This window comes from Acidobacterium capsulatum ATCC 51196 (assembly GCF_000022565.1).
GTDB lineage: Bacteria > Acidobacteriota > Terriglobia > Terriglobales > Acidobacteriaceae > Acidobacterium > Acidobacterium capsulatum.
The window spans coordinates 73,167-98,920 of the sequence record NC_012483.1; the positions used below are offsets into that span (position 1 = coordinate 73,167).

Annotated in this window: 23 protein-coding genes; 9 read left to right on the forward strand and 14 right to left on the reverse strand. The window is 60.4% G+C overall.

Annotated features, from left to right (window positions below; all coding sequences use genetic code 11):
* Positions 1 to 18 precede the first annotated feature (18 nt).
* Positions 19 to 2,541, forward strand: coding sequence for a 2-oxoglutarate dehydrogenase E1 component (locus tag ACP_RS00260; protein WP_052294626.1), 2,523 nt, complete (start codon positions 19 to 21; stop codon positions 2,539 to 2,541).
* Positions 2,542 to 2,966: 425 nt separating this feature from the next.
* Here the strand turns inward: ACP_RS00260 and ACP_RS18760 are convergent, their stop codons facing one another.
* Positions 2,967 to 3,272, reverse strand: coding sequence for a type II toxin-antitoxin system RelE/ParE family toxin (locus tag ACP_RS18760; RefSeq protein WP_012680461.1), 306 nt, complete (start codon positions 3,270 to 3,272; stop codon positions 2,967 to 2,969).
* On the reverse strand, positions 3,263 to 3,481 hold the full coding sequence (locus ACP_RS00270; protein ID WP_041839735.1) for an addiction module protein: 219 nt from the start codon (positions 3,479 to 3,481) through the stop codon (positions 3,263 to 3,265). Before ACP_RS00270 ends, ACP_RS18760 begins: the two co-directional genes overlap by 10 nt.
* 101 nt (positions 3,482 to 3,582) lie before the next feature.
* Between ACP_RS00270 and ACP_RS00275 the strand changes: the two genes are divergently transcribed.
* On the forward strand, positions 3,583 to 3,993 hold the full coding sequence (locus tag ACP_RS00275; protein ID WP_148214950.1) for a hypothetical protein: 411 nt from the start codon (positions 3,583 to 3,585) through the stop codon (positions 3,991 to 3,993).
* 561 nt (positions 3,994 to 4,554) lie between these two features.
* Here the strand turns inward: ACP_RS00275 and ACP_RS00280 are convergent.
* Together ACP_RS00280 and ACP_RS00285 are read right to left on the reverse strand one after the other, a co-directional pair.
* Positions 4,555 to 4,845: a hypothetical protein gene (locus ACP_RS00280; RefSeq protein WP_052294627.1), complete on the reverse strand. Its 291-nt coding sequence runs from the start codon at positions 4,843 to 4,845 to the stop codon at positions 4,555 to 4,557.
* A gap of 77 nt (positions 4,846 to 4,922) precedes the next feature.
* Positions 4,923 to 5,153 carry a hypothetical protein gene (locus ACP_RS00285; protein WP_041839126.1) on the reverse strand — a complete coding sequence of 77 codons (231 nt, stop codon included), beginning with the start codon at positions 5,151 to 5,153 and terminating at the stop codon, positions 4,923 to 4,925.
* Between the two features lie 359 nt (positions 5,154 to 5,512).
* Here ACP_RS00285 and ACP_RS00290 point away from each other — a divergent pair, with 359 nt between their 5' ends.
* Positions 5,513 to 5,713: a cold-shock protein gene (locus ACP_RS00290; protein WP_012680465.1), complete on the forward strand. Its 201-nt coding sequence runs from the start codon at positions 5,513 to 5,515 to the stop codon at positions 5,711 to 5,713.
* Between the two features lie 64 nt (positions 5,714 to 5,777).
* Here the strand turns inward: ACP_RS00290 and ACP_RS00295 are convergent, their stop codons facing one another.
* Positions 5,778 to 7,052, reverse strand: coding sequence for a M16 family metallopeptidase (locus tag ACP_RS00295; protein WP_012680466.1), 1,275 nt, complete (start codon positions 7,050 to 7,052; stop codon positions 5,778 to 5,780).
* Positions 7,053 to 7,167: 115 nt separating this feature from the next.
* Here ACP_RS00295 and rlmN point away from each other — a divergent pair, with 115 nt between their 5' ends.
* On the forward strand, positions 7,168 to 8,358 hold the full coding sequence (gene rlmN / locus ACP_RS00300) for a dual-specificity RNA methyltransferase RlmN (protein ID WP_012680467.1): 1,191 nt from the start codon (positions 7,168 to 7,170) through the stop codon (positions 8,356 to 8,358).
* A gap of 75 nt (positions 8,359 to 8,433) precedes the next feature.
* Here rlmN and ACP_RS17950 read toward each other — a convergent pair whose 3' ends face one another.
* The 7 genes from ACP_RS17950 to ACP_RS00330 all read right to left on the reverse strand — a co-directional run bounded on the left by ACP_RS17950 (position 8,434) and on the right by ACP_RS00330 (position 13,350).
* Positions 8,434 to 8,886: a hypothetical protein gene (locus tag ACP_RS17950; protein WP_148214951.1), complete on the reverse strand. Its 453-nt coding sequence runs from the start codon at positions 8,884 to 8,886 to the stop codon at positions 8,434 to 8,436.
* A gap of 98 nt (positions 8,887 to 8,984) precedes the next feature.
* On the reverse strand, positions 8,985 to 10,073 hold the full coding sequence (locus tag ACP_RS00305) for an AAA family ATPase (protein ID WP_012680469.1): 1,089 nt from the start codon (positions 10,071 to 10,073) through the stop codon (positions 8,985 to 8,987).
* A gap of 40 nt (positions 10,074 to 10,113) precedes the next feature.
* Positions 10,114 to 11,145 carry a gluconeogenesis factor YvcK family protein gene (locus tag ACP_RS00310; RefSeq protein WP_238525601.1) on the reverse strand — a complete coding sequence of 344 codons (1,032 nt, stop codon included), beginning with the start codon at positions 11,143 to 11,145 and terminating at the stop codon, positions 10,114 to 10,116.
* A gap of 92 nt (positions 11,146 to 11,237) precedes the next feature.
* On the reverse strand, positions 11,238 to 11,759 hold the full coding sequence (locus tag ACP_RS00315) for a tetratricopeptide repeat protein (protein ID WP_169305879.1): 522 nt from the start codon (positions 11,757 to 11,759) through the stop codon (positions 11,238 to 11,240).
* Between the two features lie 221 nt (positions 11,760 to 11,980).
* On the reverse strand, positions 11,981 to 12,598 hold the full coding sequence (locus ACP_RS00320) for a DUF4254 domain-containing protein (RefSeq protein ID WP_012680472.1): 618 nt from the start codon (positions 12,596 to 12,598) through the stop codon (positions 11,981 to 11,983).
* A 69-nt stretch (positions 12,599 to 12,667) separates the two neighbouring features.
* Positions 12,668 to 13,066 (reverse strand): putative toxin-antitoxin system toxin component, PIN family, encoded by a 399-nt coding sequence (locus ACP_RS00325; protein ID WP_012680473.1) that lies wholly within the window; start codon positions 13,064 to 13,066, stop codon positions 12,668 to 12,670.
* On the reverse strand, positions 13,063 to 13,350 hold the full coding sequence (locus ACP_RS00330) for a ribbon-helix-helix protein, CopG family (protein WP_041839129.1): 288 nt from the start codon (positions 13,348 to 13,350) through the stop codon (positions 13,063 to 13,065). The genes ACP_RS00325 and ACP_RS00330 overlap by 4 nt, the downstream gene beginning before the upstream one ends.
* Before the next feature lie 161 nt (positions 13,351 to 13,511).
* Here ACP_RS00330 and ACP_RS00335 point away from each other — a divergent pair, with 161 nt between their 5' ends.
* Positions 13,512 to 14,567 (forward strand): UDP-glucose--hexose-1-phosphate uridylyltransferase, encoded by a 1,056-nt coding sequence (locus tag ACP_RS00335; protein WP_012680474.1) that lies wholly within the window; start codon positions 13,512 to 13,514, stop codon positions 14,565 to 14,567.
* A gap of 24 nt (positions 14,568 to 14,591) precedes the next feature.
* Here ACP_RS00335 and ACP_RS00340 read toward each other — a convergent pair whose 3' ends face one another.
* Positions 14,592 to 15,623 (reverse strand): LacI family DNA-binding transcriptional regulator, encoded by a 1,032-nt coding sequence (locus ACP_RS00340; RefSeq protein ID WP_012680475.1) that lies wholly within the window; start codon positions 15,621 to 15,623, stop codon positions 14,592 to 14,594.
* A 79-nt stretch (positions 15,624 to 15,702) separates the two neighbouring features.
* A complete protein-coding gene (locus tag ACP_RS00345) occupies positions 15,703 to 17,880 on the reverse strand; it encodes an alpha-galactosidase (protein ID WP_012680476.1) in 2,178 nt (725 codons plus the stop codon).
* Positions 17,881 to 18,344: 464 nt separating this feature from the next.
* On the opposite strand from ACP_RS00345, the gene ACP_RS00350 reads away from it, so the two are divergent.
* From ACP_RS00350 to ACP_RS00365, 4 genes are all read left to right on the forward strand, one after another.
* Positions 18,345 to 21,905 carry an outer membrane beta-barrel protein gene (locus ACP_RS00350; protein ID WP_238525603.1) on the forward strand — a complete coding sequence of 1,187 codons (3,561 nt, stop codon included), beginning with the start codon at positions 18,345 to 18,347 and terminating at the stop codon, positions 21,903 to 21,905.
* Between the two features lie 64 nt (positions 21,906 to 21,969).
* The gene (locus tag ACP_RS00355; protein ID WP_148214955.1) at positions 21,970 to 23,370 is read left to right on the forward strand and encodes a tetratricopeptide repeat protein; all 1,401 of its coding nucleotides are present in this window, start codon (positions 21,970 to 21,972) and stop codon (positions 23,368 to 23,370) included.
* Positions 23,367 to 24,539, forward strand: coding sequence for an alkaline phosphatase family protein (locus ACP_RS00360; RefSeq protein ID WP_041839130.1), 1,173 nt, complete (start codon positions 23,367 to 23,369; stop codon positions 24,537 to 24,539). Before ACP_RS00355 ends, ACP_RS00360 begins: the two co-directional genes overlap by 4 nt.
* Positions 24,539 to 25,753 (forward strand): hypothetical protein, encoded by a 1,215-nt coding sequence (locus ACP_RS00365; RefSeq protein WP_012680480.1) that lies wholly within the window; start codon positions 24,539 to 24,541, stop codon positions 25,751 to 25,753. Before ACP_RS00360 ends, ACP_RS00365 begins: the two co-directional genes overlap by 1 nt.
* Position 25,754 lies beyond the last annotated feature (1 nt).

The window sequence follows — 25,754 nt, forward strand, 5'->3', positions numbered from 1 at the left end:
ACCCGTACCTATCTAAATATGAGTGCTACCCGACTGGAACCGAACCCGACTGAAGTTGCCGCCACTTTTCAACGCGAACAGATCTTTGATCACTACCGCCGCTGGGGCTACCTTGAGGCGCAGCTTGACCCGCTCGGCCAGTACCTTGCGCCTGCGCCCATCGATGGCGAAGTCTCTGAAGGCCCCGGGGCTGACGAAGCCCGCCGCTACTACTGCGGTACCGTCGGCGTGGAGTTCATGCACATTCCCTCCGCCGAGCGCCGCCGCTGGCTCCAGCAGCGTCTTGAGCGCGATCCAGAGAAGACCGCGCCCGAGGTGCAGCAGCGCATTCTCGACGACCTGACCCGCGCGGACATCTTCGAGCAGGTCATTCAGTCCCGCTATCTCGGTACCAAGCGTTTTTCGCTTGAGGGCGTCACCTCGCTCATTCCATTTCTTGAGGAGCTGTTGCACCGCGCCGCCGAACTGGGCGCCACCAAGAGCGTGATGGGGATGAGCCATCGTGGCCGCCTCAACGTCATGGTGAACACCTTCCGCAAGTCCGCCTCTGACATCTTCGCCAAGTTTGAAGACGTCGATCCGCGCAGCATTCTCGGCGGCGGCGATGTGAAGTACCACCAGGGCGCCACTGCGGAGCTGCCCATGCGCAACGGCTCCACGCTTTCGCTGCATCTGGTTTCCAATCCCAGCCACCTTGAGGCCGTCGATCCCATCGTGGCCGGCCGCGCCAAGGCCAAGCAGATGCGCATGCAGCGCGCCGACGGCAGTGACGGCCATGCTGGAGTGCTGCCGGTCACCATCCACGGTGACGCGGCCTTTGCCGGGCAGGGCATCTGGGCCGAGACGCTCAACCTCGCCTATGTCGAGGGCTTCAACATCGGCGGTTCCATCCACATTATTGTGAACAACCTCATCGGCTTCACCGCCGAGCCGGAAGAGTCGAACTCCTCGCGCTTTGCCTCTGACATGGCCAAGCGCCTGCCGATTCCCATCTTCCACGTCAATGCCGAAGATGCCGATGCCGTCGTGCGCATCGCCGCGCTGGCCGCGGAGTACCGCTACACCTTCCGCTCTGACGTCGTCATCGACCTCATCGGCTACCGCCGCCACGGCCACAGCGAGGTGGATGACCCCACCATCACGCAGCCGCTGCGCTACGCCCGCATCAAAGAGCACCCGCCGCTTTACGAGATTTACGCGAAGCACATTGGCGCCGATGTGGCCGCGCGCGTCAAGGAACTGCAGGCCGAGTTTGGCGAGGCGCAGAAGGCCGCGCAAAAGCTCGACAAGCAGCCGGTCGTCGCCAGGCTGCCGGAGTACTGGTCAGCCTACAAGGGCGGCCCCTACAAAGCGGAGTACGAGGTGGAAACCGGCCTCACCCGCGAAGAGATCGCCGCCATTGCCGAGGGCGTCACCCGCGCGCCCGAGGGCTTTCACGTGCATGCCAAGATTCAGAAGCTGCTGGAGCAGCGTCTGGAGATGGGCCACGGCAAGCGCCCCTTCGACTACGGCATGGCCGAGGCCATCGCCATCGGCTCGCTGCTCCGGCAGGGAATTCCCGTGCGCATGAGCGGCCAGGACACGCAGCGCGGCACCTTCAACCATCGCCACAGCGTGCTCACCGACATTGAGAATGAGCAGCAGTGGATCCCGCTCAACCATCTCGCCGAGGGGCAGGCGCAGTTTGACGTCTACAACTCCACGCTCTCTGAGGCCGGTGTCATGGGCTTCGAGTACGGCTACAGCCGCGACTTTCCTGAGTCGCTCGTGCTCTGGGAGGCGCAGTTCGGCGACTTCGCCAACGGCGCGCAGATTGTCATTGATCAGTTCCTCAGCTCGGCTGAGGACAAGTGGGGCCTGCTCAGCGGCCTCGTGCTGCTGCTGCCGCACGGCTATGAGGGCCAGGGGCCGGAGCATTCGAGCGCGCGCGTCGAGCGCTATCTGCAACTGACCGCGCGAGACAACATGCAGGTGTGCCAGCCGTCGAGCGCCGCGCAATACTTCCATCTGCTGCGCCGCCAGGCGATGCGCCAGTGGCGCAAGCCGCTCGTGGTCTTCACACCCAAGAGCATGCTGCGCCATCCGGCGGCGGTCTCGCCCATCGATGCCTTCACCCAGCCGCGCTTCCAGCCGGTGGTGCCTGAGACGGAGATCGAGAACGCCGAGCGTCTGCTGCTTTGCACCGGCAAAATCGGGCATGAGCTGCGCATCGAGCGCCAGAAGCGGCAAGACACCAAGACAGGCATCCTCTTCCTCGACCAGATGTACCCGTGGCCCGAGGCCGAACTGATCGCCGCCATGAACCAGCACCCCAACGCGCATGAGATCGTTTGGGTGCAGGAAGAGCCGGAGAACATGGGCGCGCTCTCCTTCGTGATGCCGCGCCTGCGCCGCCTCGCGCATGGCCGCCAGGTGCTCAGCGTCAAGCGCTCCGCCGCCGCCTCGCCGGCCACCGGCTCGGCCAAGGCCCACGAGATGGAGCAGAAGACGCTCATCGACCTCGCCCTCAGCCACTCCCTCAAGGAGCGTCTGGCGAAGTAGCCCGGCAAAACGCTGTCAGCAGGAAGAATAGAAAGAAGAGGAATCGCTCCCGGCCGGGAGCGATTCTTTTTTGCTCAATTCTCAAGAAGAGGGAGCCACTCCGGCGCGCTTCCAGGGGCCTGGGATGGCCCCTGGCGCTCAGAAAAAATCTCCATTAACGTCCTGGAAGTTGCAGATTCTAAATAAGTTGCGCGACATTAGGCGTGAAACTCGTTTAGAATCAATCGTTTACAGGACTCGTTCCGGGGCATATTAACCCCCGAAATCGGCAGGACACCCTGCCGGGCGGCCAGAGTCTGCCCTATATTTTCAGGATAGCAATTTCCCTCACAATTACCGGCAGGACTCGCCCACGCATGTGGACCTCTCCCTGCGAGCCCAATGACGAACCGGAGGGAGCGAACTGGCTCAGAACCTTGCAGCGATTACAGCCGGCCATGCCAGCGGACCGGATTGCGGCTTCCATGAAAACAGGCAACCACCGTGAGGGAATCGTCGGGCTCGATGAGGAACATAAGAAGGTATGGGAAGCGCCGGAGGACAGCGCGTCGAACATTGCGGTACACAAGAGGGAATTGGTGAGGATTGGCTTGTATTCGCTCTACCGCAGTGCTCACCTCTGCGCGAAATCGCTGCCCAAGGCCTTCGACTTCGTTTTCGTACCAGTCCTGCGCGTCCAACAGTTCATATCGGGCAGCAGGGGTGAAGTTGACCGGGTGGGTTACGGGCAACGACGCTCCAGCTCCGCTTTCAGCGCGTCCCAGGTCACGCTCTCGCGCCGGTCCGCGTCCAGGCGATCAAGACGCCGGTCCAGCTCGTCTTTCTGGGCCGCAGAAACAGGAAGCTGGTTCTCTTCGAGGCTGTCCCAAAGCTGCGCAATCATATCCAGCCGCTCCGGTGGCGTCAGCCGCGAAAGCTCGTCCTGGGTGAGTCGCTCCATGCTCAGAGCATATGAAACTCCGATCCAGCAGGCAAGTGCTTCCGTTTGCCTCCTTTTATTTGCCCCGATTTCCCACAGGATGATTGGCGTACCATCTCGCCATGATTCAGTCATTGCGAAAGGGACCTGCATTTGTCCATGTTGGCTATTTGGGCGGATGGGCTGATACGTTGCATGCCAAAGAACTCAATTTGGAAGCAAGTGAAGAACAGCTCATCTTGTCCATTGATCTGTCTCCCAATCAACGCGTTCGGAATAAGGATTCCAATTGCTACCAAGACGTTTGCAGACTGCTGGAAGATATCACTGCGGTCAAGTATTTTGAGTTATGGCCTGAACCTTGGCTTGGACCACTGCTCCAAGCGCTAGAGAAGTATCCCAACGCTGCCCATCAGTTGGAAATCAGACTCAAAGATGGCAATACGCATCTATATGAGGGGGAGCTAACGAAGAAGTCTGGACCCAATATGATTTTCTCCGTTCTGCGATCGTCGCTGGCACCTGTCGTTTGAAGATATTCATGGATGACTAGGACTCTTTCAATTGGCCCAGTTCCGGCGGGTGGCCCACACAAGCTTCTTTTGCTTGTGTGGGGTTCGAGACAGCCCCATTCGCTCCCCGTCCCTGCCGGAAATTCCCACCCCATTCGTTACCATGGAAGAAGGGGAAAACTCCGGCTTTCCGCCACCCAGACCTCCCGCTTTCCTCTGAAATCCAGCCTCACCGCCACCCTGTTTCCCGAGCCGGGAAGACCGCCCCGCCCCGAAAAAACCGCCATAAATGTGAATCTGGATTCACATTCAAAATGCGGCCGGTAAAGCGTATCTAAGTCATGCAAAATGAATCAGATAGTTCGAAAATCCGCACCCTCCGCCTTGGCAGCCGCAAAAAAGACACCCGGAATGTGAATCTCAATTCACATTCCGGGTGTCGGTCCTGCATCTATCTGAAAATAGGCAACTTACCGCCAAGCCGGGAGCATGCCGCCGCCATGTTTCGCGAAAAAACGCGAATTCACATTCACATTTTCGCTGCGAGGCGATCCGGCACTCTCAAACCCGGCAAGGGGACCGTTATGAGACGGCTGCGTCTTCGCCGGAGGCCGTGTCGGCCACCGGCCGGGCCGTCTGGCTCAGGGAGCGCGGCACGTACTGCGGGTCACACTCGACGCCCAGATTGGTGAGCACCAGAGCGGACTTGATCAGATTGGCGCGCTTGGTCGTCAGCTTGCGCACGTGCGCGTCGAGCGCGTCCTGCGACGCAAAGGTCTCCCAGGTCTGGCTGTGGGCGATCTTGCGGTCGATCAGGTCGATGTTCTGGTAGAGGTCTTTCAATTCATAGGGAGAGTGCGTATTCAGTTGCATGGAACCTCGCGGTGATTGTTCTGAAACGGAAAACTGCTGTCGGGGAGAAGTCATGGATGCGTCTGCCGGTACGGCCCTTACGCTGCGGGAGTGATGCTCAGCGCCTCGATAAAGGGCTGCGGCGCGGGAGCGGGAAGCGCCGCGGGAGCAAAGTGGCCCCGCGAAATGTCGGCAAGCGCGCGATTCGCCGTCTCCTGCGTGCGCGTCGAGTCCACATGCAGCGACCGGATGACGCGGGTGGCGACGGTGACGAGAAGAAAACGATTCTCGATGCTGCGTCCGGCGGAGTACACCAGATCAGAGCGCATGGATACCTCTTTTCGCGGTAGTGGTGCGTTGGGTACTTGAGCCGGACTCGATGCCAATACCGCTACGGGGCGGTGGGGAAGAGTGCTTCACGCGGCGCGATGGTGTGCCGTCAAGAGAGAGCGTCGAGGGCTGGCTGTGAGGTGTGGACGAGTCCACACACGATGAAGGCCTAGTTAGAGCATACGCTCTTTTCTCCGGTTTCCTGCGATTCTTTCCGGATAGCCGGCGCATTGGTGTTACTCTTGGAACAGATCGTCGAATCCTACTTGGTTTTCTTGCCTGTTCCGCTTCATCGCTTGACTTGCAAATAATCACACTTGAGTTCAGCGATACATTCAATTTGAAGAGGAATACTTATATGGAACAGGGAACAGTGAAATGGTTTAACGATGCCAAGGGTTTTGGATTTCTGAGCCGTCCCAATGGTGAAGATGTTTTCGTGCACTTCTCGGCGATCACCAGCAATGGCTTCCGCTCGCTGCAGGAAGGCCAGGCCGTTCAGTTCAACGTCGTCAAGGGCGCGAAGGGCTGGCAGGCTGAGAACGTTCAGGCTCTCTAATTTCTGAGTCGCAAGCAAAGCGGGAAGAGTGAAAACTCTTCCCGCTTTTGTTTTTGCCCGACTTCTAGCAGGCCAGTTGCGCGCGGGTGATCTTTACGCCGTCCAGGCGGCCGAGCAGCGTCACGGCCACGAGTTCGGGGCGGAAGAGCCGCTGCGCGAGCTGCATGATCTGCTCCACGGTCACGGCCTCGACCTGGGTGAGAATGTCGTCGAAGCTGAAGAAGTGGCCGAAGTACATCTCCTGCCGGGCCAGGTTCGACATGCGCGACATCGAGCTTTCAAGCGAGAGCAGCAGGTTGCCCTTGAGCTGGTCCTTGGCGCGCCGCAACTCATCGGCGGTGACCGGCTCCTGCTTCATGCGCTGCAACTCGGCCATGACAAGCGTGATCATGCGCTCCACGTTGGCCGCCGAGGTGCCGGCATAGACGCAGAGCGAGCCGGTGTCGCGGTAGGGCGCGAGGTCGCTGTAGATGGAGTAGGCGAGCCCATGCTCCTCGCGCACCGTCTGGAAGAGCCTCGAGCTCATGCCGCCGCCCAGAATGGTGTTGAGCATCAGCGTGATGTAGCGGTCCTCTGAGGACACATGCGGCGCGGGCACGCCCAGGCAGAGCTGCACCTGTTCGAGCGACTTTTTGTTGCGCATCTGAATGCGCGCCGTCGTGGTGGGCGGCGTCTGGCTCAGCTCGCTGCGGCCCGCGGGCAGCGACTCAAAGCGGCGGCGAATCTGCTCGACGAAGGCATCGTGCTCCAGGTGCCCGGCGGCGGAGAAGGTCATGTTGCCGCCTAGAAAACGGTCGCCGTAGTAGCCGAAGAGCGTGTCCTGCTCAAAGCGCTTGACGGTCTCGCGCGTGCCCAGGATGGGCTTGCCGAGGGGGTGGTCCTTCCAGAAGCTTTGCACAAAGAGCTCGTGTACGAGGTAGTCGGGGTTGTCCTCGTCGATCTTGATCTCTTCGAGTACGACGCCGCGCTCGCGGGTGATCTCCTCGTGCGAGAAAACGGGGTTCAGCACGAGATCAGAGAGCACTTCGGTGGCCGTGGGCACGTGCTCATCGAGCACCTTCATGTTGAAGCAGATGGTCTCCTTGCCGGTGAAGGCGTCCATGTTGCCGCCGATGGCGTCCACCTCGCGCGCAATGCGCTGTGCCGAGCGGTTGCGGGTGCCCTTGAAGACCATGTGCTCCACAAAGTGCGAAATGCCGTTCACCTCGGGCAGCTCGTGGCGCGATCCGGTGTTGATCCAAACGCCCATGGCCACGGAGCGCACGTGCTCCATGCGCTCGGTAAGGATGGTGAGGCCGTTGGGCAAAACTGTCCGTCGAATGTCTCGTTGTTGACTCATATATCCGTTTCTTGTCGGGTTGTGCGGCGGCGCCCGAAGAGGGGAGCGCTCGAAATGCTGCACTCAGACATGCCCTGCCCGTCGCGGAGAGGATGTGCGTTATCCTCGGGATGGGATGACCGCTGGCAGGAACAACCTGACTACCATTTTAGACGCTTCCGGGCGTCTGCCGGTGCATGCCCCTGCCCGCCCGCTGTTTGGCCTTTCTTTTGAGGAGCTTAGCGAAGCGCTGGCGGATTTCCGTCTGCCGCCCTGGCGGTTGCGGCAGGTGAGGCACGCCCTTTACCGCCAGTGGGCGGCTAGCTGGAGCGAGGTGACCACGCTGCCGCAGGAGTTGCGGGAAAGCCTCGAAAAAGCCGGTTTTGCGCCCGGATTGCCCGGGATTGTGGAGACTTTTCGCTCGGTCGACGGCACCGAGCGCTACCTGATCGCGGGCCATGACGGCCAGACGGTGGAAACGGTCTGGATGCCGGGCGGAGATGGCGGCGAGGCCGGCGACGGGTCTGGAAGCGACGGGGCTGGGGACGACAGGCCTGGGGAAGACTCCGGCGAGGCCGCCTACCAGCGGGCGACCATCTGCGTCTCGAGCCAGATTGGCTGCGCCGTGAACTGCCAGTTCTGCCTGACGGCGCGGCTGGGCATCATTCGCAACCTGACCGCAGGCGAGATTGCCGGGCAGGTGGTGGCCGTGCTCAAGCGCCAGCAGGTGGAGATGGGCCGCGACCGCATCAATCTTGTCTTTATGGGCATGGGCGAGCCGTTTTTGAACTACGACGCTTTCATGGACGCCGTGCGGCTGCTCAGTGACGAGGTCGGGATTCCCGTCTCGCGCATGACGGTTTCGACGTCCGGCATCGTGCCGGGGATTTTGCGCTTTGCCGAAGAGCCGGTGCGGCCGAAGCTGGCCATCAGCCTCAATGCGCCCGATGACATCGTGCGCGAAGCAGTCATGCCCATCAATCGCAAGTGGGACATCGCTGAGGTGCTCGATGCGGTGCGCAAAGTTCCGCTGCGCGCCAAAGAGCGCGTAACCTTTGAATACGTGCTGCTGGGCGGCGTCAATGACCAGCCGGAGCACGCCGAAACGGTCGCGCGGCTGCTGCGCCGGGCCAATCTGCCGCTGAAGGTGAACCTGATCGTGTGGAATCCCGGCCCGGATGTGCCCTACACCATGCCGAAGGCCGAGGACGTTGCGGCCTTTCAGGAGTATCTCGTAGGCAAGGGAGTTCCGGCATACATCCGGCGGCCGCGCGGACGGGATATTTACGCCGCCTGCGGCCAGTTGAAGCGCACGGTGAGTGGGTAGGGGACTGGCCGTTCAGGAAAGGGCAGAGGAAGAGAGCCCTTACATCGTTCCTTGTTCGACACCGATAAGCACACTCTAAGGTTTGAAATTCATCCGCTGAAGTTCGGATATGGCAGCATGCAGAGATGGAACGTAGTGTGGAGGGATAGCCGCATTCGGTCGAGTACACCGATAGAGACTTGTTGAACCTGTGCGAATGAGTTGACTCCAGTCCGCGTGTCTCCCCTTATAGTCCGTATTCTCGTCCACTTGCTCGTCATTCAAACACAAAATCCAGGTCTCGATGTTGCGTCGCGGAACGAGACACGCGATTTCTTCATTTCTTTCGATCCGTTGGACTTGTGCTTCATCGAGTGCATGACCGAGCTGTTGTAGTCGTGCTGGAACGGAATGTGTATCGGCATCAACGAGGACAATGAGTTTTGTTTCCGCATGACGGTTACGGCAGGCGGAGACTTCTTTCGGGAACTGCGTGCGTACCCATTGTTCGCCGCTTCCTGCGCCCGCAGGAGACTTTACGATGCGCATAGTATGCATGCCCAGGCCGAGCTTACGAAGGTACCGGACAATCAGTTGCTCCTGACAAGAGTCCTCTACCAAGAGAATGACTCGGGATGGTATTGCCATTATTCCCAGCCTCTAGCGATCAGTTCCGAAGGCGGAAGTTCACCGTTTTGCTTGGAGCTAAATTTCTCCGTGCGGACATGGCCGTTCTCTTCCCGGAAGAAGCGCAAGCCATATTCCTTCGCCCAGCGATCCAGGGTCTCAGGATGATGGGAGATCAGGATGAGTTGTCCACCGTGCTCTTCCACCATTTCTTCTGCAGCCAGCAGCCATGGCTGGATTTCCCGCAGCGAAAGAAAATTATCCGGTTCATCAATAAAAACCGTATCACCCCGATAGATGGGAAAGTGAAGAATCATGTACAGCGCAATCAACTGGCGCTGTCCCTGCGAAAGCTCAGAAATGGAATAGCTGACCTTCTTGCCCGCAGGCGCAGAGAACTCAGCGCGGAGGGTTCTGGAGCCGTCATCCTCAGAGGAGAAGCGAAACGTGATAAATCCATCCATGCAATCTTGGAGGGATTTCATAAATTTAACGTTCTCTTCGGGGGATGTTTGTACGAGATAGCGGTACCATCCAGCGAGATTCTCCAGTTCAAAGTCAGGGTCGCGCTCTTCACTATCTGCGGTTTCATCCATCTCTCCCGGGTACGCGTCAATGTCGAAACAGTGAACTCGATCCAGCCATTCAACAAAACGACGAACGTCAGGGTTACTTAACACTGCAAGATGCAATGCGGAGCGGTTTGTCTGCAGTGGGACAGCTTTTGATTCACCCTCACTTGGGAAGAAGCGTATCAGTCCATCTGCAAGCTCGAAAACTGTCTTCCCGAATACCTTTAGCCTTTCCAATTGCACCGATTGACTCTTGGCCGGTTCCGCATTGCTAATTTCAACGCGGTACTCAAAAGGCCTGTCATCGAGGCTGGCAACTAGTTCCATGACTTGCAGAGGCTGATTTTGCCAACGTGTGCGAGTGGACACTGCAAATCTGTTTGCATAGCCGGCAACGAAACCCTTCAAGTAACGAATCGCATCAAGAAGCGACGATTTGCCACTGCCGTTTGGGCCGAGCAGCAACTGCTTACTTTCCGGGCGGTACTCGAAATTGACGAAGCTCCGGAAATTGTCGATGTAGATGCGAGTCAGCATGCGAAACGATTATACGAATTTGCCCCATTATTTTTCTGCTTTATTTATGCCCGATCGGCAGGGCGAGTAGAGCTTCGGCGACGCGGTCGGGATTGTGGCGCACGACACCTTCCACCTCGGCAAAGTCGCCGGTGATGCAGCGGATGCCCATGGCTTCAATCTTCTCGACGTCGGCCTCAATCACTTCGGCATGCTCGGCGGCGTAGCGCTCGCGGGCTGCCTCCGGCACCGGAGCCGTGTTGATGAGCGCGTAGTCAAAGATAGGCGCGCGAGCATGGGCGTAGATGCGCTCGATGTGCTGCGAGGCCGAGAGGTGCAGGCTCTCATTGGCCTGCGTCATCAGGTTGGCCACGTAGACCCGCGTGCCGCGTGCCTGGGCCAGCGCTTCGGGAATGCCCGGCACCAGCACGTTGGTGATAATGCTGGTGAAGAGCGAGCCGGGACCGAGCGTGATCAGGTCAGCGGACTCGATGGCGGCGAGCGCTTCGGGCAAGGGCTGCACGTCGGGCGGCTCCAGCATCAGTTCCTGAATGACCAGATTGCTGGCCGTGATGTTGGTCTCGCCCTGCACAATGGAGCCGTCGCTCATGCGCGCAGCCAGCGTCACATTTGAGGTGGTCACGGGATAGATGTGGCCGCGCGTGGCGAGCACTTCGGCGGCCAGGCGCACGGCGTGGGCAAAGTCGCCCGTCATTTCGACCAGCGCGGCTACGAAGAGATTGCCAAAGTTGTGGCCCTCCAGCTCGCCGCCGTTGCGAAAGCGATGGCGGAAGAGCTGCGAGATCAGGTGCTCGTCCTCACTGAGCGCGACCATGCAGTTGCGCAGGTCGCCCGGGGGCAGCATCTTGAAGTCTTTGCGCAGGCGGCCGCTCGATCCGCCGTCGTCGGTGACGGTGACAATCGCGGCCAGATCGCTGATGCATGGGGGCGGACACTCGGGCTGCGGCTCAGAGCTGCTGGCGAAGAGGGGAGCCGCGCCAGCATGCGGCAGCACATGTCGCTTGAGGCCGCGCAGCAAAGTCGAGAGACCGGTGCCGCCGCCGATGGCGACCACGCGGCGTAGGGCGGTCACAGCGGAAACATTCACGCTGGGGGATGGAGACAAAACGGGCACGTGCACCTTAGAGTGTACCGGATGCTCCGTGGCTGTGCCCGTGTTTGCCGTCAGTAGACCTCGGGGTAAAGCATCTCAGTAAAGCGCGGATCATCGGACATGTCGCCGAAGTCTGAATCGCGCCGCGCAAGAATGCGGTTCTGCGGATTCAGCTCGATGGCCCGGCCCAGGTGCTGCAGGCATTCCTCGGCCTGGCCGGTCATGCTGGCCAGCAGGGCGGCGCCATAGTAGGCGTAGTCCGCTTCAGGGCGCGATGTCAGAATCGCGTCGATATGCTCGCGAGCGTCTTCGTAGTTGCCCTGGTTGAGCAGCAGCACGGCGTAGTCGTAGCGCTCTTCGATCGAGGAGAATTCGAGGCCCGAGGACTTCTGCATCTCCTTTTCGCAGGCGCGGGCAAAGACGATGGAGCGGTCCTTCATCTCGAAGGGGCCATCGCTGGCGAGCAGATCAAACTCCGATTTCGCCTTGTCGTATTTGCCTTCCTGCATGGCGCGCATGGCGCTATGAAAGCGCTTGAGGTGTTCGTCGTTGTGGTGATTCGAGTCTTTCTTTTCAAGAATGGAACGCGGCATCTTCCTGGCACCTGTGTGTGATCGTGCGTCCTGCATGTCGGCCCCCATCGCAATGCTCTTGGTGATTGTCGATCAGGTGATTCAACTGGCTCAGACTTGCATCCGTTGTTATCTTATCTGCTGCGCGACCGTCAACGGGCAGCGGGCATCACAGCAGCTTCTTCCGGTCTATGTTATGCGATGTGGAGTTTTTCTGCTCACGGCCCGAATTCCTTGCCCGATTATGAGCCGGAAGGCGAGCCATACATCGCAGGGTTGAGATCAGGGTCGTTGTACATCTTGAGCTGGCGGTAGAGCTTGAAGCGGCGCTCCCCGGCCATTACCTGCTGCCAGAGCGCATCGAGGCAGCTTACCAGATCTTCGCGCTGCTCCCGCAGAATCCTGAGCCGCTCGCGGTTCTTCTCCGCGTGGCCGGCGGGAGCGTCGGCCCGCGCGATCTGCTCCTCTGTATGAAACAGTTTCAGCGACAAAATAGAGAGCCGGTCGATCATGAGGCCGGGAGATTCCGAGTGAAGCGGCGCATTCGCTTGGGGCAAATGCAGCGGCCGCAGCGCGTCGAGCAACTGGGTGTCGCAGGCCTCGGCCAGATCATTGCGGCGCTGGTTGATGCGGTCAATAGCGCGCTTGACCGTGGCCAGCTCGGCGTCAGAGGCTCCGGGAGTGCGGGCACGATCCTCGGTGTGCCACAGTTCAAAGTTGGCGGCGTGCTGCTCGGCCACGGTGCGCAGCCACGCGTCAGCTTCAGGAATCGGCAGGCCATCCTCCCGGTGCCAGCGCGCTGTACAGGCATCCTGCAGCGCGGCAATCTCCCGGGCAGAGAATCGTGGGCGGTCGTTCATCCCTCCCATGTTAGAGCCTGCGAGGGTTTTCGGTGCGGGTTGTGCAGCAGATGCAATCATGCCGGTTGCCTATTTGAAATGGAGGTACTCCGCGGGCGTCACGATGCGCGTCCCACGGTACGCTCCCAGAGTCAGTAAGTCCTTGTCTCCCGCGACCAGCAAATCTGCCCCGGCGAGAGCTGAGCACTCCAGAAACATATCGTCGCCGGGATCGCGGCAGATCTTGACCGTGCCTCGAATTGCAATGTGAATGCCGCGTGCGAGGATTGTCCGCAGCGCTGCTTTCACCCGCTGCTGTTCCCACGAGAACTTCTCAGTCAGCACGCGCACGATCTCCGCATTGATTTCATCGCAGCTGGCAATCACGTCTTCGCTCATTGCTTTTTCCAGCGCCATCACCGGAGTACCCCGGCCTTTGGCAAACTGAAGCGCGGAAATCCAGACATTTGTGTCGATGACGACAATCACCCTTTGGAAGAGCTCCTGCGGCGTGGCTTCGTGGCGCGTACTTCCTGAATGAGCCGGGGCACGTCCGCTTCGGTGTAGCCCTTCGGATTGCGACTGGCTGCGTATTCTCCCAGTTCGTCGAGCGTCAGCCGCGCCTGCTGTGCGGAGTAGGTGCGGAAGGCTTCCCGGAATAGCTCGCTCATGGTGCGGCTGTCGCGCCGGGCGAGGGCTTCGGCCTTCAGTGCCAGTTCGGGTGGCAGGCTGATCGTATAGACCTTCGACCTTCTTTGAGTGGTAGTTGCCATACTTGAATATTACACTGTAATGCAATCCATTAATCATGGGTCAGGAGCGGCCCGGCTGGCGCTCGAAGACTCACGATAGGGCACGCGGCCTGTCTCTGGAATTTGGCGGAAGAGGGGACGGCGTGTTGCAATCGGTTACAAAAGAAATTTCAGGAGTTTCCGTGTCGAACGTCTCCGCGCTGTTCAGCTCGCCGCACCGCCGTTACAACCCGCTGCGCCGCCAGTGGGTGCTGGTTTCTCCGCATCGCACGCAGCGCCCCTGGCAGGGGGAAGTGAACCAGGCCACCGGCTTCTCAGACGTGACCTATGACGCGGCCTGCTATCTTTGCCCGGGCAACGAGCGCGCCGGTGGCCACAAGACGCCGGCCTATGAGAGCGTTTTTGTCTTTGACAATGATTATGCGGCTCTGCTGCCCGAGGCTCCGGCCGGGGCAGAGAGTACGAGCAGCTCTCCGCTGCTGCGCGCCGAGCCGGAGACGGGCCGCTGCCGCGTGCTGTGCTTTCATCCTCACCACAACCTGACCATGGCGCGCATGCAGCCCGGGCAGATTGCCCGCGTGGTGGAGGAGTGGCAGGCGCAGTATCGCGAACTGGGCGCCGATCCGGAGATTGGCTACGTCGAGATCTTTGAGAATCGCGGGGCTTTGATGGGCGCGAGCAATCCGCACCCGCATGGGCAGATATGGGCGACGCGGCATGTGCCCGATGAACCGGCGCTCGAAGGCGAGTCGCTGAGGGCCTATCGCGCCGAGCACGGCGGCTGCCTGCTGTGTGATTATCTGGCCGAGGAGATGCGCCAGCAGACGCGCGTGATCTGCGAAAACGAGGGCTTTGCGGTGGTGGTGCCGTGGTGGGCCGTGTGGCCGTTTGAGACGCTGGTGCTCTCAAAGCGCCATCTGCGTTCGATGAATGATTTTTCCGCTGCCGATCGCGCCGCGCTGGCCGACATTCTGCGCCAGACCACCATTCGCTACGACAACCTGTTTGAGACGAGCTTTCCTTACACGATGGGCTTCCATCAGGCGCCCGTGACGCCGGGCGGCCACGAGGAGTGGCACTTTCACGCGCACTACTATCCGCCGTTGCTCCGTTCGGCGACGGTGCGCAAATTTATGGTGGGCTTTGAAATGCTGGGCATGCCGCAGCGGGACATCACGCCAGAGTCCGCCGCCGAGCGTCTGCGCGCTGTGGCGGCGACGCACTTCATGGACCGGTAGCCGTTCTCCGCTCTGGGGCGGCCGTCAGCGAGCCCTGGCGCGCGTCTTTTTCGCAGGCGCGCCGTCTGCCGGGGGAGCGGTCGTCTCCCGAAGCACCAGGCTCGGCTGCACGACATGCTCGCGCTTGTGGCCGCGTCCGCTCCTGGTGTGCAGCGCGGCAAAGGCGGCGCGCGCAATCTCGGCGCGGGGCAGGCGAACGGTGGTCAGCGGCGGTTCGGTGTAGCCGCTGATCGTGATGTCGTCAAAGCCCACCAGCGAAATATCGCGGGGAACGCGCAGCTTCGTCTGATGCACAGCTCGCAGTGCTCCGATGGCGGTAAGGTCATTCGAGCAGAGCACAGCTTGCGGAACGGGCTTGCGTTCGAGCAGTTGCTGCATGGCGCGGAAGCCGCCTTCGATGGTGTGATCGCCCTGCACGATGTCTTCAAACTCCAGCGGCAGCTTGTGCGCGCGCATGTTTTTGCGAAACGCCTCCAGCCGGGCGCGGGAGGACTTGTGCGCCGGTGACCCGCTGATGAAGGCAATGCGCCGGTGGCCCAGGGTATACAGGTGTTCGATCGCCGCGCCAATGCCGGCGGCATAGTCGATGGTGATGGTGCTGACGTTGCCCTGCGGGCGCGCCGTGTCAAGAAAGACGAGGGGAATCTCGCGGCGGCTCAGCTCTTCAATCAGCCGCGGCTCCATCTCAGTGGTCATGATGGCCACACCGTCCACCTTGCGCTGCAGCATGCGGCTCACGCAGTGCTCGGTGCGGTGCGGGTCATAGTCGGTGTTGGCCACGAGAATCTCGCGTCCATTCCTGACCGCGATGTCTTCAAAGGACTTGACCAGCTCGGGGAAGAACGGATTGGTGATGTCCGAGATGATCAATCCATACAGCGAACTGCGTCCCGAGCCGAGGGCGCGAGCGTTGGTGTTGGGGTAATAACGCAGGGTCTGAATGGCTTTGCGCACGCGCTCGGCCGTCTCCCATGTGACCTTTTCAGAATCATTGATGGTGCGGGAAACGGTAGCGGTGGAAACCCCGGCGAGCCTTGCGACTTCTTTTATGTTCATGGTTCATCCTGTTCAAGGGGCGTGAAGGCAGCATCTATGATTGTCGCGCCATCGTCAATGTTGCCTGGAGCGTCTGTTGTCAGGGTTCACGCTCCAGGGTGAAGGCTGCGGCCTGAAAGTCGCCCCGAAGGGCAAGCTGAATTCCAACATTCGTCCAGTAGGCGCCGCTCGCGTTCGAGGGCGTCTCTGGCGCGGCTTTTCCATCGAGCATATGCAGGCGATAGGTGGCGCCCGGCTCTAATCCACGCAGGTAGAGCTCGGGATAGGGGTAGCCCATCTGGCTGGAATGCAGGAAGGCAAAGACCGCCACCTGCTTGCCATCCGGCGCCACATACTCGGTGGCGGAGTGTTCGCTGCCGTGGAGCGGCGAGATCAGCCGGTAGAGCGCGCCGCGCTGCACCGTGGCGCGAATGGACTTGTATTGCGCGACCAGTGTGCGCGCCTGGACGAACTCCTGGGGTGTCCATTGGTTCAGATTGGCCCCGATACCGAGCGCGCCCTGCATCGATGAGAGAAAGCGGTACGTCAGGGAAGTGACCCGCTGGTTGACCCAGTTGGGCGAATCCGTCACCCAGGCCATCATGACACCGGGCGAGTAGGCGTAGGTGAAGCCGTTCTGAATGGAGAGCCGGTCAAACGGATCGGTGTTGTCCGAGGTCCATACCTCATCGGTGTAGCGCAGAATGCCGAGATCGACGCGGCCGCCACCGCCCGAGCAGTCCTCAATTTCCACGTGCGGATGACGGGCGCGCAGCTCCTGAAGAATGCTGTACAGGTTTCGCGTGTACTTTACGTAGACTTCCTTCTCGTGGTCCGCGCCCGCCGAGGGCCAGCCTGGCTCTGACCAGTTCCGGTTGTAGTCCCACTTGAGAAAGTCGATGCGGTTATTGGTCAGCAGGGAATCGAGGGTGTGAAAGACGTAAGCCTTTACATCGGGCCGTGCAAGATTGAGCACGAGCTGGTTGCGCTCCTGGGAACGCGGGCGTCCGTTGAAGTGGAGCACCCAGTCTGGATGCTTGCGGTAGAGATCGCTGTTGGGGTTCACCATCTCGGGCTCGACCCACAGGCCAAAGCTCATGCCCAGGGAGTGAACCTTGGCGATCAGCGGCCCAAGGCCGTGCGGAAATTTTTGCGGGTTGGGGTACCAGTCGCCGAGACCGGCATGGTCATCCTTCCGCTGGCCAAACCAGCCGTCGTCCATGATGAATCGCTCGACGCCGATGCTGGCGGCCTTCTCCGCGAGCGCCTCTTGCCCGGCCTCATTCACCTGAAATCCCGTTGCCTCCCAGGAGTCATAGACGACCGGACGCAGCCCGGGATGCGGGTGGTGGGGCAGAATTTCGGCGATTTCAAAGCGATGCAACAGGCGCGAGGCTCCGCCCACACCGTTTCTCGTATAACCGGCGTAGAAGTAGGGCGTTTTGAGCGACTCGCCGGGAGCCAGAACGTAGCCAAAATCAAAGGGGTTGAAGCCGCCGGTGACGCGCACTTGCCGGGCCTGCGTCTGCTCGACGGCGATCTGCCAGTTTCCGCTCCAGCCCAGCGCGCCAAACCACACCTGCCCCTGATCCTGATCCGCTGAGGCACCGCGCTCAATGGCGAACCACGGATTATTGGCGTGGCTGGTGGGGCCTCGCCGGCTTTCGAGCACGATCTTGCCCGGATGCAGCGCCTGCTGCTGCAAGTCCCACTCCCCGGTCCAGCGGCCGGTCAGGTCATAGAGATGGTAGTCGCCGGCAGCGGGAAGATTCCAGGTCGCGGCGAAGGACTGCTCAATCGTGAAAGGCTTTCCCGTGCGGTTTTCGATGGTTGCCGAACGCCGCAGGATGCCGGTGGCTTCATCGATCTTGTAATCGAGTACAACGAAGACCTTTCGTTCGATGTCCTGCATGGTTACAGTGAGGCGGTCGCCGTCGATCTGATGCGATACGTAGTGGAGCACGAGATCGCGATTGCCGTCGGGGAAGGTGATTTTCAGATCGGGGGTGGTGTACAGGCCCCCACCCCAGCCGGTGAACTCCTGCGGAGTGGTGTTGACCGAAGGATCGAACGCGGCCCAGCCTGGCAACGCGTGCGGCTGGGGAAAAGAATCGGTGAAGCCCAGGCGCGAGCCCCAGTAGATCGACTGCAACTGGCCGTTCGGGTTTACTCCAAAGACATAGCTCACACCCTTTGCGTCGATACGAAAGACGTGGGTTTGGGCGTCATAGTGGACCGGCCCATTGCTGGCGGAAGCCCCGTGGGCCGCCATCGCCATGGCCAGCAGGCCGCCCAGCGCGCCCAGCCATCTCAGCGCCCGGCTCAGGCGCTGCTCCGTTCGATGAGGTTTGCCGATCACTCATTCTCTCCTTGCATATGCAATCGATGCGACGCTGGGCGGTTCGTTCAAGGATGAGCCGTGACCGCAACACGCGGCCGGGTATGCCCTTCGCCATCCCGCCAAAAATATCACGGCGAAGCAGGTGTGTGTAAGCGAATACATAAAAACCGGCAAGCTGTCAGAAGGCGCCATCAGAACACGGACAACATGCTTACTTTTTCTCTTGACAACTCCTTGCTTCCTTCAATAAACCCCTGTGAGCAGGCAAAAGTGTTTATTCATGTTGCCAGTTCAGCCTCATGAATGTAAGCGAGTACATAAAGCCTGAGATCGATCCCCGCCTTGGAAAGTTGCAACTGGTCTAGTTAAACGTTTTGGAGATTTTTGTGGAGGCAAAAATCGTGAGAATCCTAAGAGTCGCATGCGCATTTGTCCTTGCAGCCGGACTTTTCCTCGTCCTGCCGCAAGCCTTTGCACAGCTGGATACGGGCGCCGTTACCGGCGTTGTCGCCGACGGCACGGGAGCCATCATTCCCAGTGCATCAGTAACGATCACCAACACAGGAACAGGCTTCGCGGCCAAAACCAAGACCGATGCCAATGGGGTATATACCTTCTCCCCGCTCCGTATCGGCAGCTACAGCATCACGGCCAGCGCGCCGGGCTTTCAAACCACCAAACAGGAAAATGTGACGGTTCAGGTGCAGGAGCGGCTCAGTGTAAACCTGACGCTTAAGCCCGGCCAGGTCACGCAGACCGTTACTGTGACGACGGCTCCGCCGCTGCTTCAGACGCAGAGCGGTTCGGTAGGCCAGGTCATGACCGCCCAGACGATCAACCATGTCCCGCTGAATGGCCGCAACTGGGTTTACATTGCGCAGCTCTCCGCAGGCACCGCGCCGTCTGAAGGCTCGCGCGGCGGCGGCAAGGGTGACTTTGAGGCCAACGGACAACGCGCCGAGCAGAACAACTTCATCCTTGACGGCGTCGATAACAACGTCAACGTCGTGGACTTTGTGAATGGCGCGAGCTATGTCGTGCAGCCGCCGCCCGATGCGCTCTCTGAGTTCAAAGTGCAGACCGGCGACTATAGCGCGGAGTTTGGCCACTCGGCCGGCGCGGTCGTCAACGCTACCATCAAGTCGGGCACCAACCAGATTCACGGCGACCTCTGGGAGTATTTCCGGAACACCGTGCTAGATGCGCGCAATTTCAACGCGCAGACGGTTCCGGCCTATCACGAGAACCAGTTCGGCGCGACGCTTGGTTTCCCGATCCTCAAGAACAAGCTCTTCTTCTTTGGCGACACCCAGGCCAACCGCATCATCTTTGGCAATACGCAGACGCTCACCGTGCCCACGGCGAAGATGCGCCAGGGCGATTTCACCGAACTGCTGAATACCTCGCTGACCGGCAATGCACAGCCCGTCTACCTGTACCAGCCAAACAAGCAGGATGGTACGCCACTGGCCTGCAACGGCCAGCAGAATGTCTTTTGCCCGAACCAGATCAACAAGGTCGCGCAGAACATTCTGAACCTTTACCCGTTGCCGAACGCGAACAACGGCAAGACCTACAACAACTACGTGGTCAGCACACCCGATCGCGATAACACCTTCCAGTGGGATGCTCGCATGGACTACAACATGAGCAGCCACGACCAGATGTTTGCCCGCTTCAGCTATTATCACGAGCCGGGCTATAATCCTCCTCCGCTCGGTCCCATTCTCGACGGCGGCAGCTTTGGAAACGACGGCACGATTCTCAACCTCGGCGAGAACTTCGTTTATAGCGAGACGCACGTCTTCAGCCCGACGTTCTCCAACGAATTCCGCTTCGGCTACAACTATCTGCACGACGGCTATCTGCAGCCGAACTACAACACGAACATCGCACCGACACTGGGCCTGGGCGGCATTCCGTACGGCCCGGACTTTCCGGAAAATGGCGGCTTGCCAAATGTCTCGGTCAGCGGAATTTCCAGCTTCGGCAGCACCACTTACTTTGCGACGGACGAGCATGAAAACGTCTTCCAGCTTCTGGATGATGTGACCAAGATCGCCGGCAATCACTCGCTGAAGATGGGCGTCGACTTTCAAAGCATCCGCTTCTCGACGTTGCAGCCACCTTTTTCTCGCGGAACCTACAGCTTCAACGGCCTCTACACCAGCAATCAGAGCGCAGACTTCACCGGTTATGGCGTGGCTGATTTTCTGGCCGATCAGAACAACTTCGCGCAGATCTCGAACGAGTTCAAAAACGGCGACGCCCACTGGTATCGCGCGGCTTATTTTGAAGACGACTGGCGCGCGACGAGCAAGCTCACGCTCAACCTCGGCGTGCGCTACGACTACTACCAGCCCTACAAGGATGTCGGTGGTTACCAGGCCACGTACTACGTGACCGGCCCAACCGGCCCGGGCTTTGGGCAGGCCGTGTATCAGATTCCGGAGCAGCAGCGGAGCTATCCGATGTCGCCGGCCTTCCTGAATCTGCTGGCCAAAGACAACATCACGCTGCAGTATGTGAATAACCCGGCATTGATTAATGCGCAGCACGATAACTTCGCGCCGCGCTTCGGCATCTCCTACGCCGTAACGCCGAACGATGTGGTGCGCGCCGGGTATGGCATCTTCTACGGCGGACTGGAGAGCACCGGATACTATCCCAATCTCGGTGAGAACTATCCCTTCCAGTTCACTGATACCTTCAACGCGCCCTCGTGCAATCCCAACAGCTGCCCGAGCATCAGTGACCCGGCCCACGGCGGAATCTCGCTGGAGAACGGCTTCTCGAATGCTCTGGCCGCAGGACTGCAGAACTTCATCTCGACGCCGGCGCTGCGTGGTTCCGACCATTTGGCGAAGACTCCGTACACTGAGGATTACAACCTCTCCTATGAGCATGCCTTCAGCTCAAATCTGGCGGCGACCATTTCTTATGTAGGCGACGTTTCCCGTCATCTGCAGGTCTTCCCGGATCCCAACGCGCAGTTTGCGCTGACCAATCCGAATGTGAACTCAAACCCCTACCGGCCGTTCCCCGACTTTGGTGGAACTGCTTACACCAACTACGCCGGCATGAGCAACTACAACTCGCTGCAGGCCAAGCTGCAGAAGCGCATGTCAAACGGCCTGAACTTCCTGGTCAGCTACACGTGGTCGCACTCGCTCGACGATGCTCCCACGCCGCTGGGCAGCACCGGCGATCCTGGCTATCGCAACACCAACCTGCTGCCGATCATCAACGACTACAGCAACTCCGCCTTTGATGTGCGGCAGCGCCTCAGCCTGAATGCGTTTTATGAACTGCCCTTCGGCAAGGGCCGCAAATACCTCAACCGGGGCGGCGTGCTCAATGCCATCGCCGGCGGATGGGCGGCCAACATTACTTACTTCGCGCAGACCGGTAATCCGTTCACGGTGAGCCCCAATAACTCGGGTCCCTCGGGCGGCGGAACGCGTGCGATCCTGATCGGCGATCCCTTCAAGGGAGGCGGCTCGCCCAACTCCACCAACCCGAACGTCGTCTGCCCGGCCCAGGTGAGGACCAAGGCGAATTGGTACAACCCGTGCGCCTTTGCCAATCCTGACTCCGGCAAAGAGATCAGCCCCGGTCCTTACAACGGCAGCTACACGACTCCCCAGCCGGGATACAAGTATCCGGCCGAGGTCACCAACCGCGCCCAGGTGCTTGCTCTGCTCGGCGGTCGCCGCAACCAGATCTACGGTCCCGGCTACAACCGCGCGAACATGTCGGTCTTCAAGGATTTCCCCACGTGGAGAAAGCAGTACCTCGAATTCCGCGGCGATATCTTCAACCTGTTCAACACACCGGCGCTCGGAATTCCGAGCGTGACCAACCTCAACTCCAACGGCGGCCAGATCACCGGTCCCCGCTTCTTCCAGAACTTCACTCCAGACGCGCGCTTCCTGCAGTTCGCGCTGAAGTATCAGTTCTGAGCGTTACACTTCACTGGGAGAGCGGCGGCGATTTCGCCGCTCTCCTGGATGGAGACGATTCCCGGTGACTTCCGCACTTCGACCCGGCCGTCGCATGGCCTTTCTTCCGGCGCTGCTCTTTCTGGCGCTTTGTTTGACCGTGCTCCACGCGGCCGCGCAGGCCGCCAACCACGACAACCAGCTCTTTGCGCAGGCCAACGCGGCAATGCAGCCGGGGCAGTTGGCCGACGCAGAGCGCATCCTGCTCGAACTGCGCGCGCGTCATCCGCATGCATTTCCGATCAATGAGACGCTTGGGCTCCTGTACGCCGAGGAGAATCACTTGCATCGTGCGCTTCCGCTGTTGACGGCCGCCGTGCATGAGAGTCCGGGCGAGGCCGTGGCTCATGCCAACCTTGGCGACGCGTTGTTCAAGCTTGGAAGGTTGCAACCGGCAGCGCATGAACTCGCGATGAGCGCGAAGATGAATCCGAGCGATGCGGCGACGCAGAGCGCGCTAGCGCAGACTTATATGCTGCTGCACAAGCCGGCTCTCGCCGTGCCCGCGTTTGAGGCCGCGCTGCGGCAGAACGGCGATGACGCAGCATTGCTCTACAACACGGCACTGGCCTGCTACCAGGCAGGCCTGCCGGCCAAGGCGGAGCCGCTGCTGGCGCGTATGCCGGGCGTGGAAGAGTCCGCCGAAGCGCAATCGCTTTACGGCGATGTGGATGAGGCGATGACTCATTATGAGCAAGCCGCACAGCACTATGCGGCGGCCGCGCGTCTTGATCCAAGCGAGCCCAATATCTATATGCTCGGCATCGAGTTTATGCGTCACTGGACCTTCGACCCCGCCATCAAGGAGTTTCTTGCGGGCGTGCAGCGCTTTCCGGACAGCACTCGCATGAAGGTTGGGCTCGGCATCGCGTATTACGGCGGCAGCTATTACGACAAGGCGATTCCGGTCTTTTCAAATCTGCTGGCGCAGCACCCTGACAACGCCATGTATGCGGAACTGCTGGGGCGCGATTGCATCGTGCCGGGCGAAGGCACGGTAGCCCAATGCGCCGATCTCGCCAGTTTTGCCGAGAAGCATCCTGACAACGCACGGATTGCCACCTATGCAGCGATCACGATGCTGCATGGTCCACGGGACCCCAAACAGGCGGCTCTCGCGCGAAGCTTGCTGGTGCGCGCGATGCAGTCCAATCCAAAACTGGCCGATGCGCATTATGCCATGGGGCTGTTGCTGCAGGAGGAAGGGAAGTGGCCGCAGAGCATTCCTGAACTGGAGACAGCGACGCAACTCAAGCCCGATGACGCGGTCGCGCATTATCGCCTGGCGCTGGCATATTCTCACGCCGGGCGCATGCAGCAGGCGCATGAGCAGATTGCACTCCAACTCAAATACAGCCACGCTCAGCGCGCCGAGACGAATGCGCGCCTGAAGGCCGTGACCACTTTTCTGGTGAAGATGAAATGAGTGAGCAACGCATATTGCCCGGCATGAGCTTTCGAGACGCGGCTCAGGCCGTCTCTTTGAATCGCCGTGAGTTTTTGCGCTCTGCCGGGTATGCCTGCGCGGGCGCATCGATGCTGGGCTTTGCTCCGCTGCGCGCGGCTGCCTTGCCCCTCGGCCGCAAGGTGGTGGTGGTCACCTTTGGCGGCGGCGCGCGCGATGAAGAAACCTTCGCGCCTGAAGGGCAGGAGAATATTCCGCACCTGCTGCATGACCTGTTTCCGCAGTCCACGTTTTATGCGCAGGTGATCAATCGCGGCATTCTCGGCCACTATGTGGCGACCGCCAGTCTGGCGACAGGCGTTTATGAGACCTTTGATAACTTTGCGACCGTTCCTCCGCACGATCCCACGGTCTTTGAATATTTCCGCAAGGGGTTGCGCCGGCCCGCCACCGATGCCTGGGTAGTCGCTCCCAGCAATGGTTTCAATCGCATCGGTGAGAGTGACGCGCGCGGCTATGGCGAAGGGCTGGGCGCGGGCGTGATTCTGCCCAAGCACCTGCTGCAGGCGGCCATGCCCGGCGATGGGCTGGGCAAGTATGCGCATCTGCTGCGCGACAACTATGAAGACCCCTACTACACGCCCGCGCTGAAGGGCGGCGAGTTTGAGCTGCGGCAACTGGACCAGATTCTGAAGCTTTCAGTGAATGAGTTCACGCAGCATGCGCTCAGTCTCAGCAGTCCGGATGAGCTATCGGTGTACATTGCGCGGCAGTTGATGCGGCAGCTCGCGCCGAGCCTGCTCTGGATCACGCTGCACGATATGGACATCGCTCATTCCGGCGCTTACTCGCTTTATGTCGAAGGCATTCAGCGTTCTGACCGGCTGTGCGGTGAGATATGGAACGCGATCCAGACGGAGCCGGAGTATGCAGGCAAAACGACGATGTTCATCCTGCCCGACTTTGGCCGCGACTCCGACTTTGATTCCGGCGGCAATGGTTTTCAGCATCACCGCACCGGCGACGCACTTTCGCGCACTACGTGGATGATGGTGCTGGGGCCGGGCATCCGGCAGGGGCAGATGATTCAGCGCCCGGTGGACTCGCTCGATCTGGTGCCGACGCTGGGTGCGCTGCTCGGCTTCGCGACGCCGCGCGTGCAGGGCCGTCCTCTGGTGGAGGTGGCCTGATGCAGCCTGCGAAGCTGAAAGCCGACGACTTCTCGCACTATCCGCCTGAGGCGCGCGCGCTGGCGGTGCGGCATCTGGCGCTGATTCAGCAGTTGCCGCTCGCCTTTGCGGCGTTGTTGATGCGTGAGGTGCAACAGTATGACTGGCGCTTCCCGGCCGAGCGCCGCGTGCTCGATGATCAGTTTTCTTATCTCGATTCGCTTTCCTCGTCTGATCGGGAATCATTGCTGCGGGGCTTCGCCGGGGTGCAGCTTCCTGAGAAGGTCATGCGCATCGACTGGGTCAGGCAGCCGCAGGACTTTCTGAATGCACTCACAGCATGCCTGTGGTCGACGCACCAGATTGATGGCTTTCGGCAGACGGCGGAAGCCTACACGCAGGCCTGGCGCAAGGCGCGGCCCGAGCCCCAACCTGCCATGCCGCGCCTGAGCATTGTTGTGCTCGGCACGGGTTTGTATAAGGAAGACTATGCGCTCTTTCGCAAGCTGCGGCCGGAGGGGATGTATTTCCCCAAAGTGACGCCCGGGCAGGGCTGGCAGGCGATTGTGGCCGCCGCGCAAAAGCGCGCATCCGCGCATCCTGAGCCCTATCGCCACTGGTATGTGGAGGGAGCTACGGCTGATCCCGCGCTGGCCTCGACCTTCACTTCCACGTCGTATGACGGCATGAGCGGTGCGCGCCAGGCCCTGCTCACCCGGGTGCAGAAGATCATCGCCAGCGGCGATGGAGGCCCGGAAAAGCTGCGCACCGCGATGGCCATGATCACTCCCGAGCAGCTTGGCATGCAGGTAAACGGGCAGAATGAGGCGCTGCGCCGCTTTGAGGCGGATGTGCTGACCGAAGGCTCTGGCACGCAGATCTTCAGCACGACTTTTGTGCAGTGGACCGCCCGCGAAGCCCTGCGCCGAGCGCAACCGTACACGCTGGTGTTGCGTTATGCGCCGCGTCAGCGCAAGCTGCCGATGAACGTGATGCTCTCCGGCGACTCGCAGCAGGCAGGGCCGGACGCCGCGGGCTCATTGATGGATGCTGATATCGGAGCCTTCTACACGTGGCTCAATCAGCAGCGGCTCACCGGAGCCGGTGAGTCCTCATTGCTGGCGTGGAGCGAGGAGCATCAACAGGCTGTGGCCGTGGGGCCCGCGCTGCCGCGCGGCACGGTGGCAGCGAGCGAGGCGACCGTCCAGCAGATGCTGGCGATGTTGACTTCGTGAA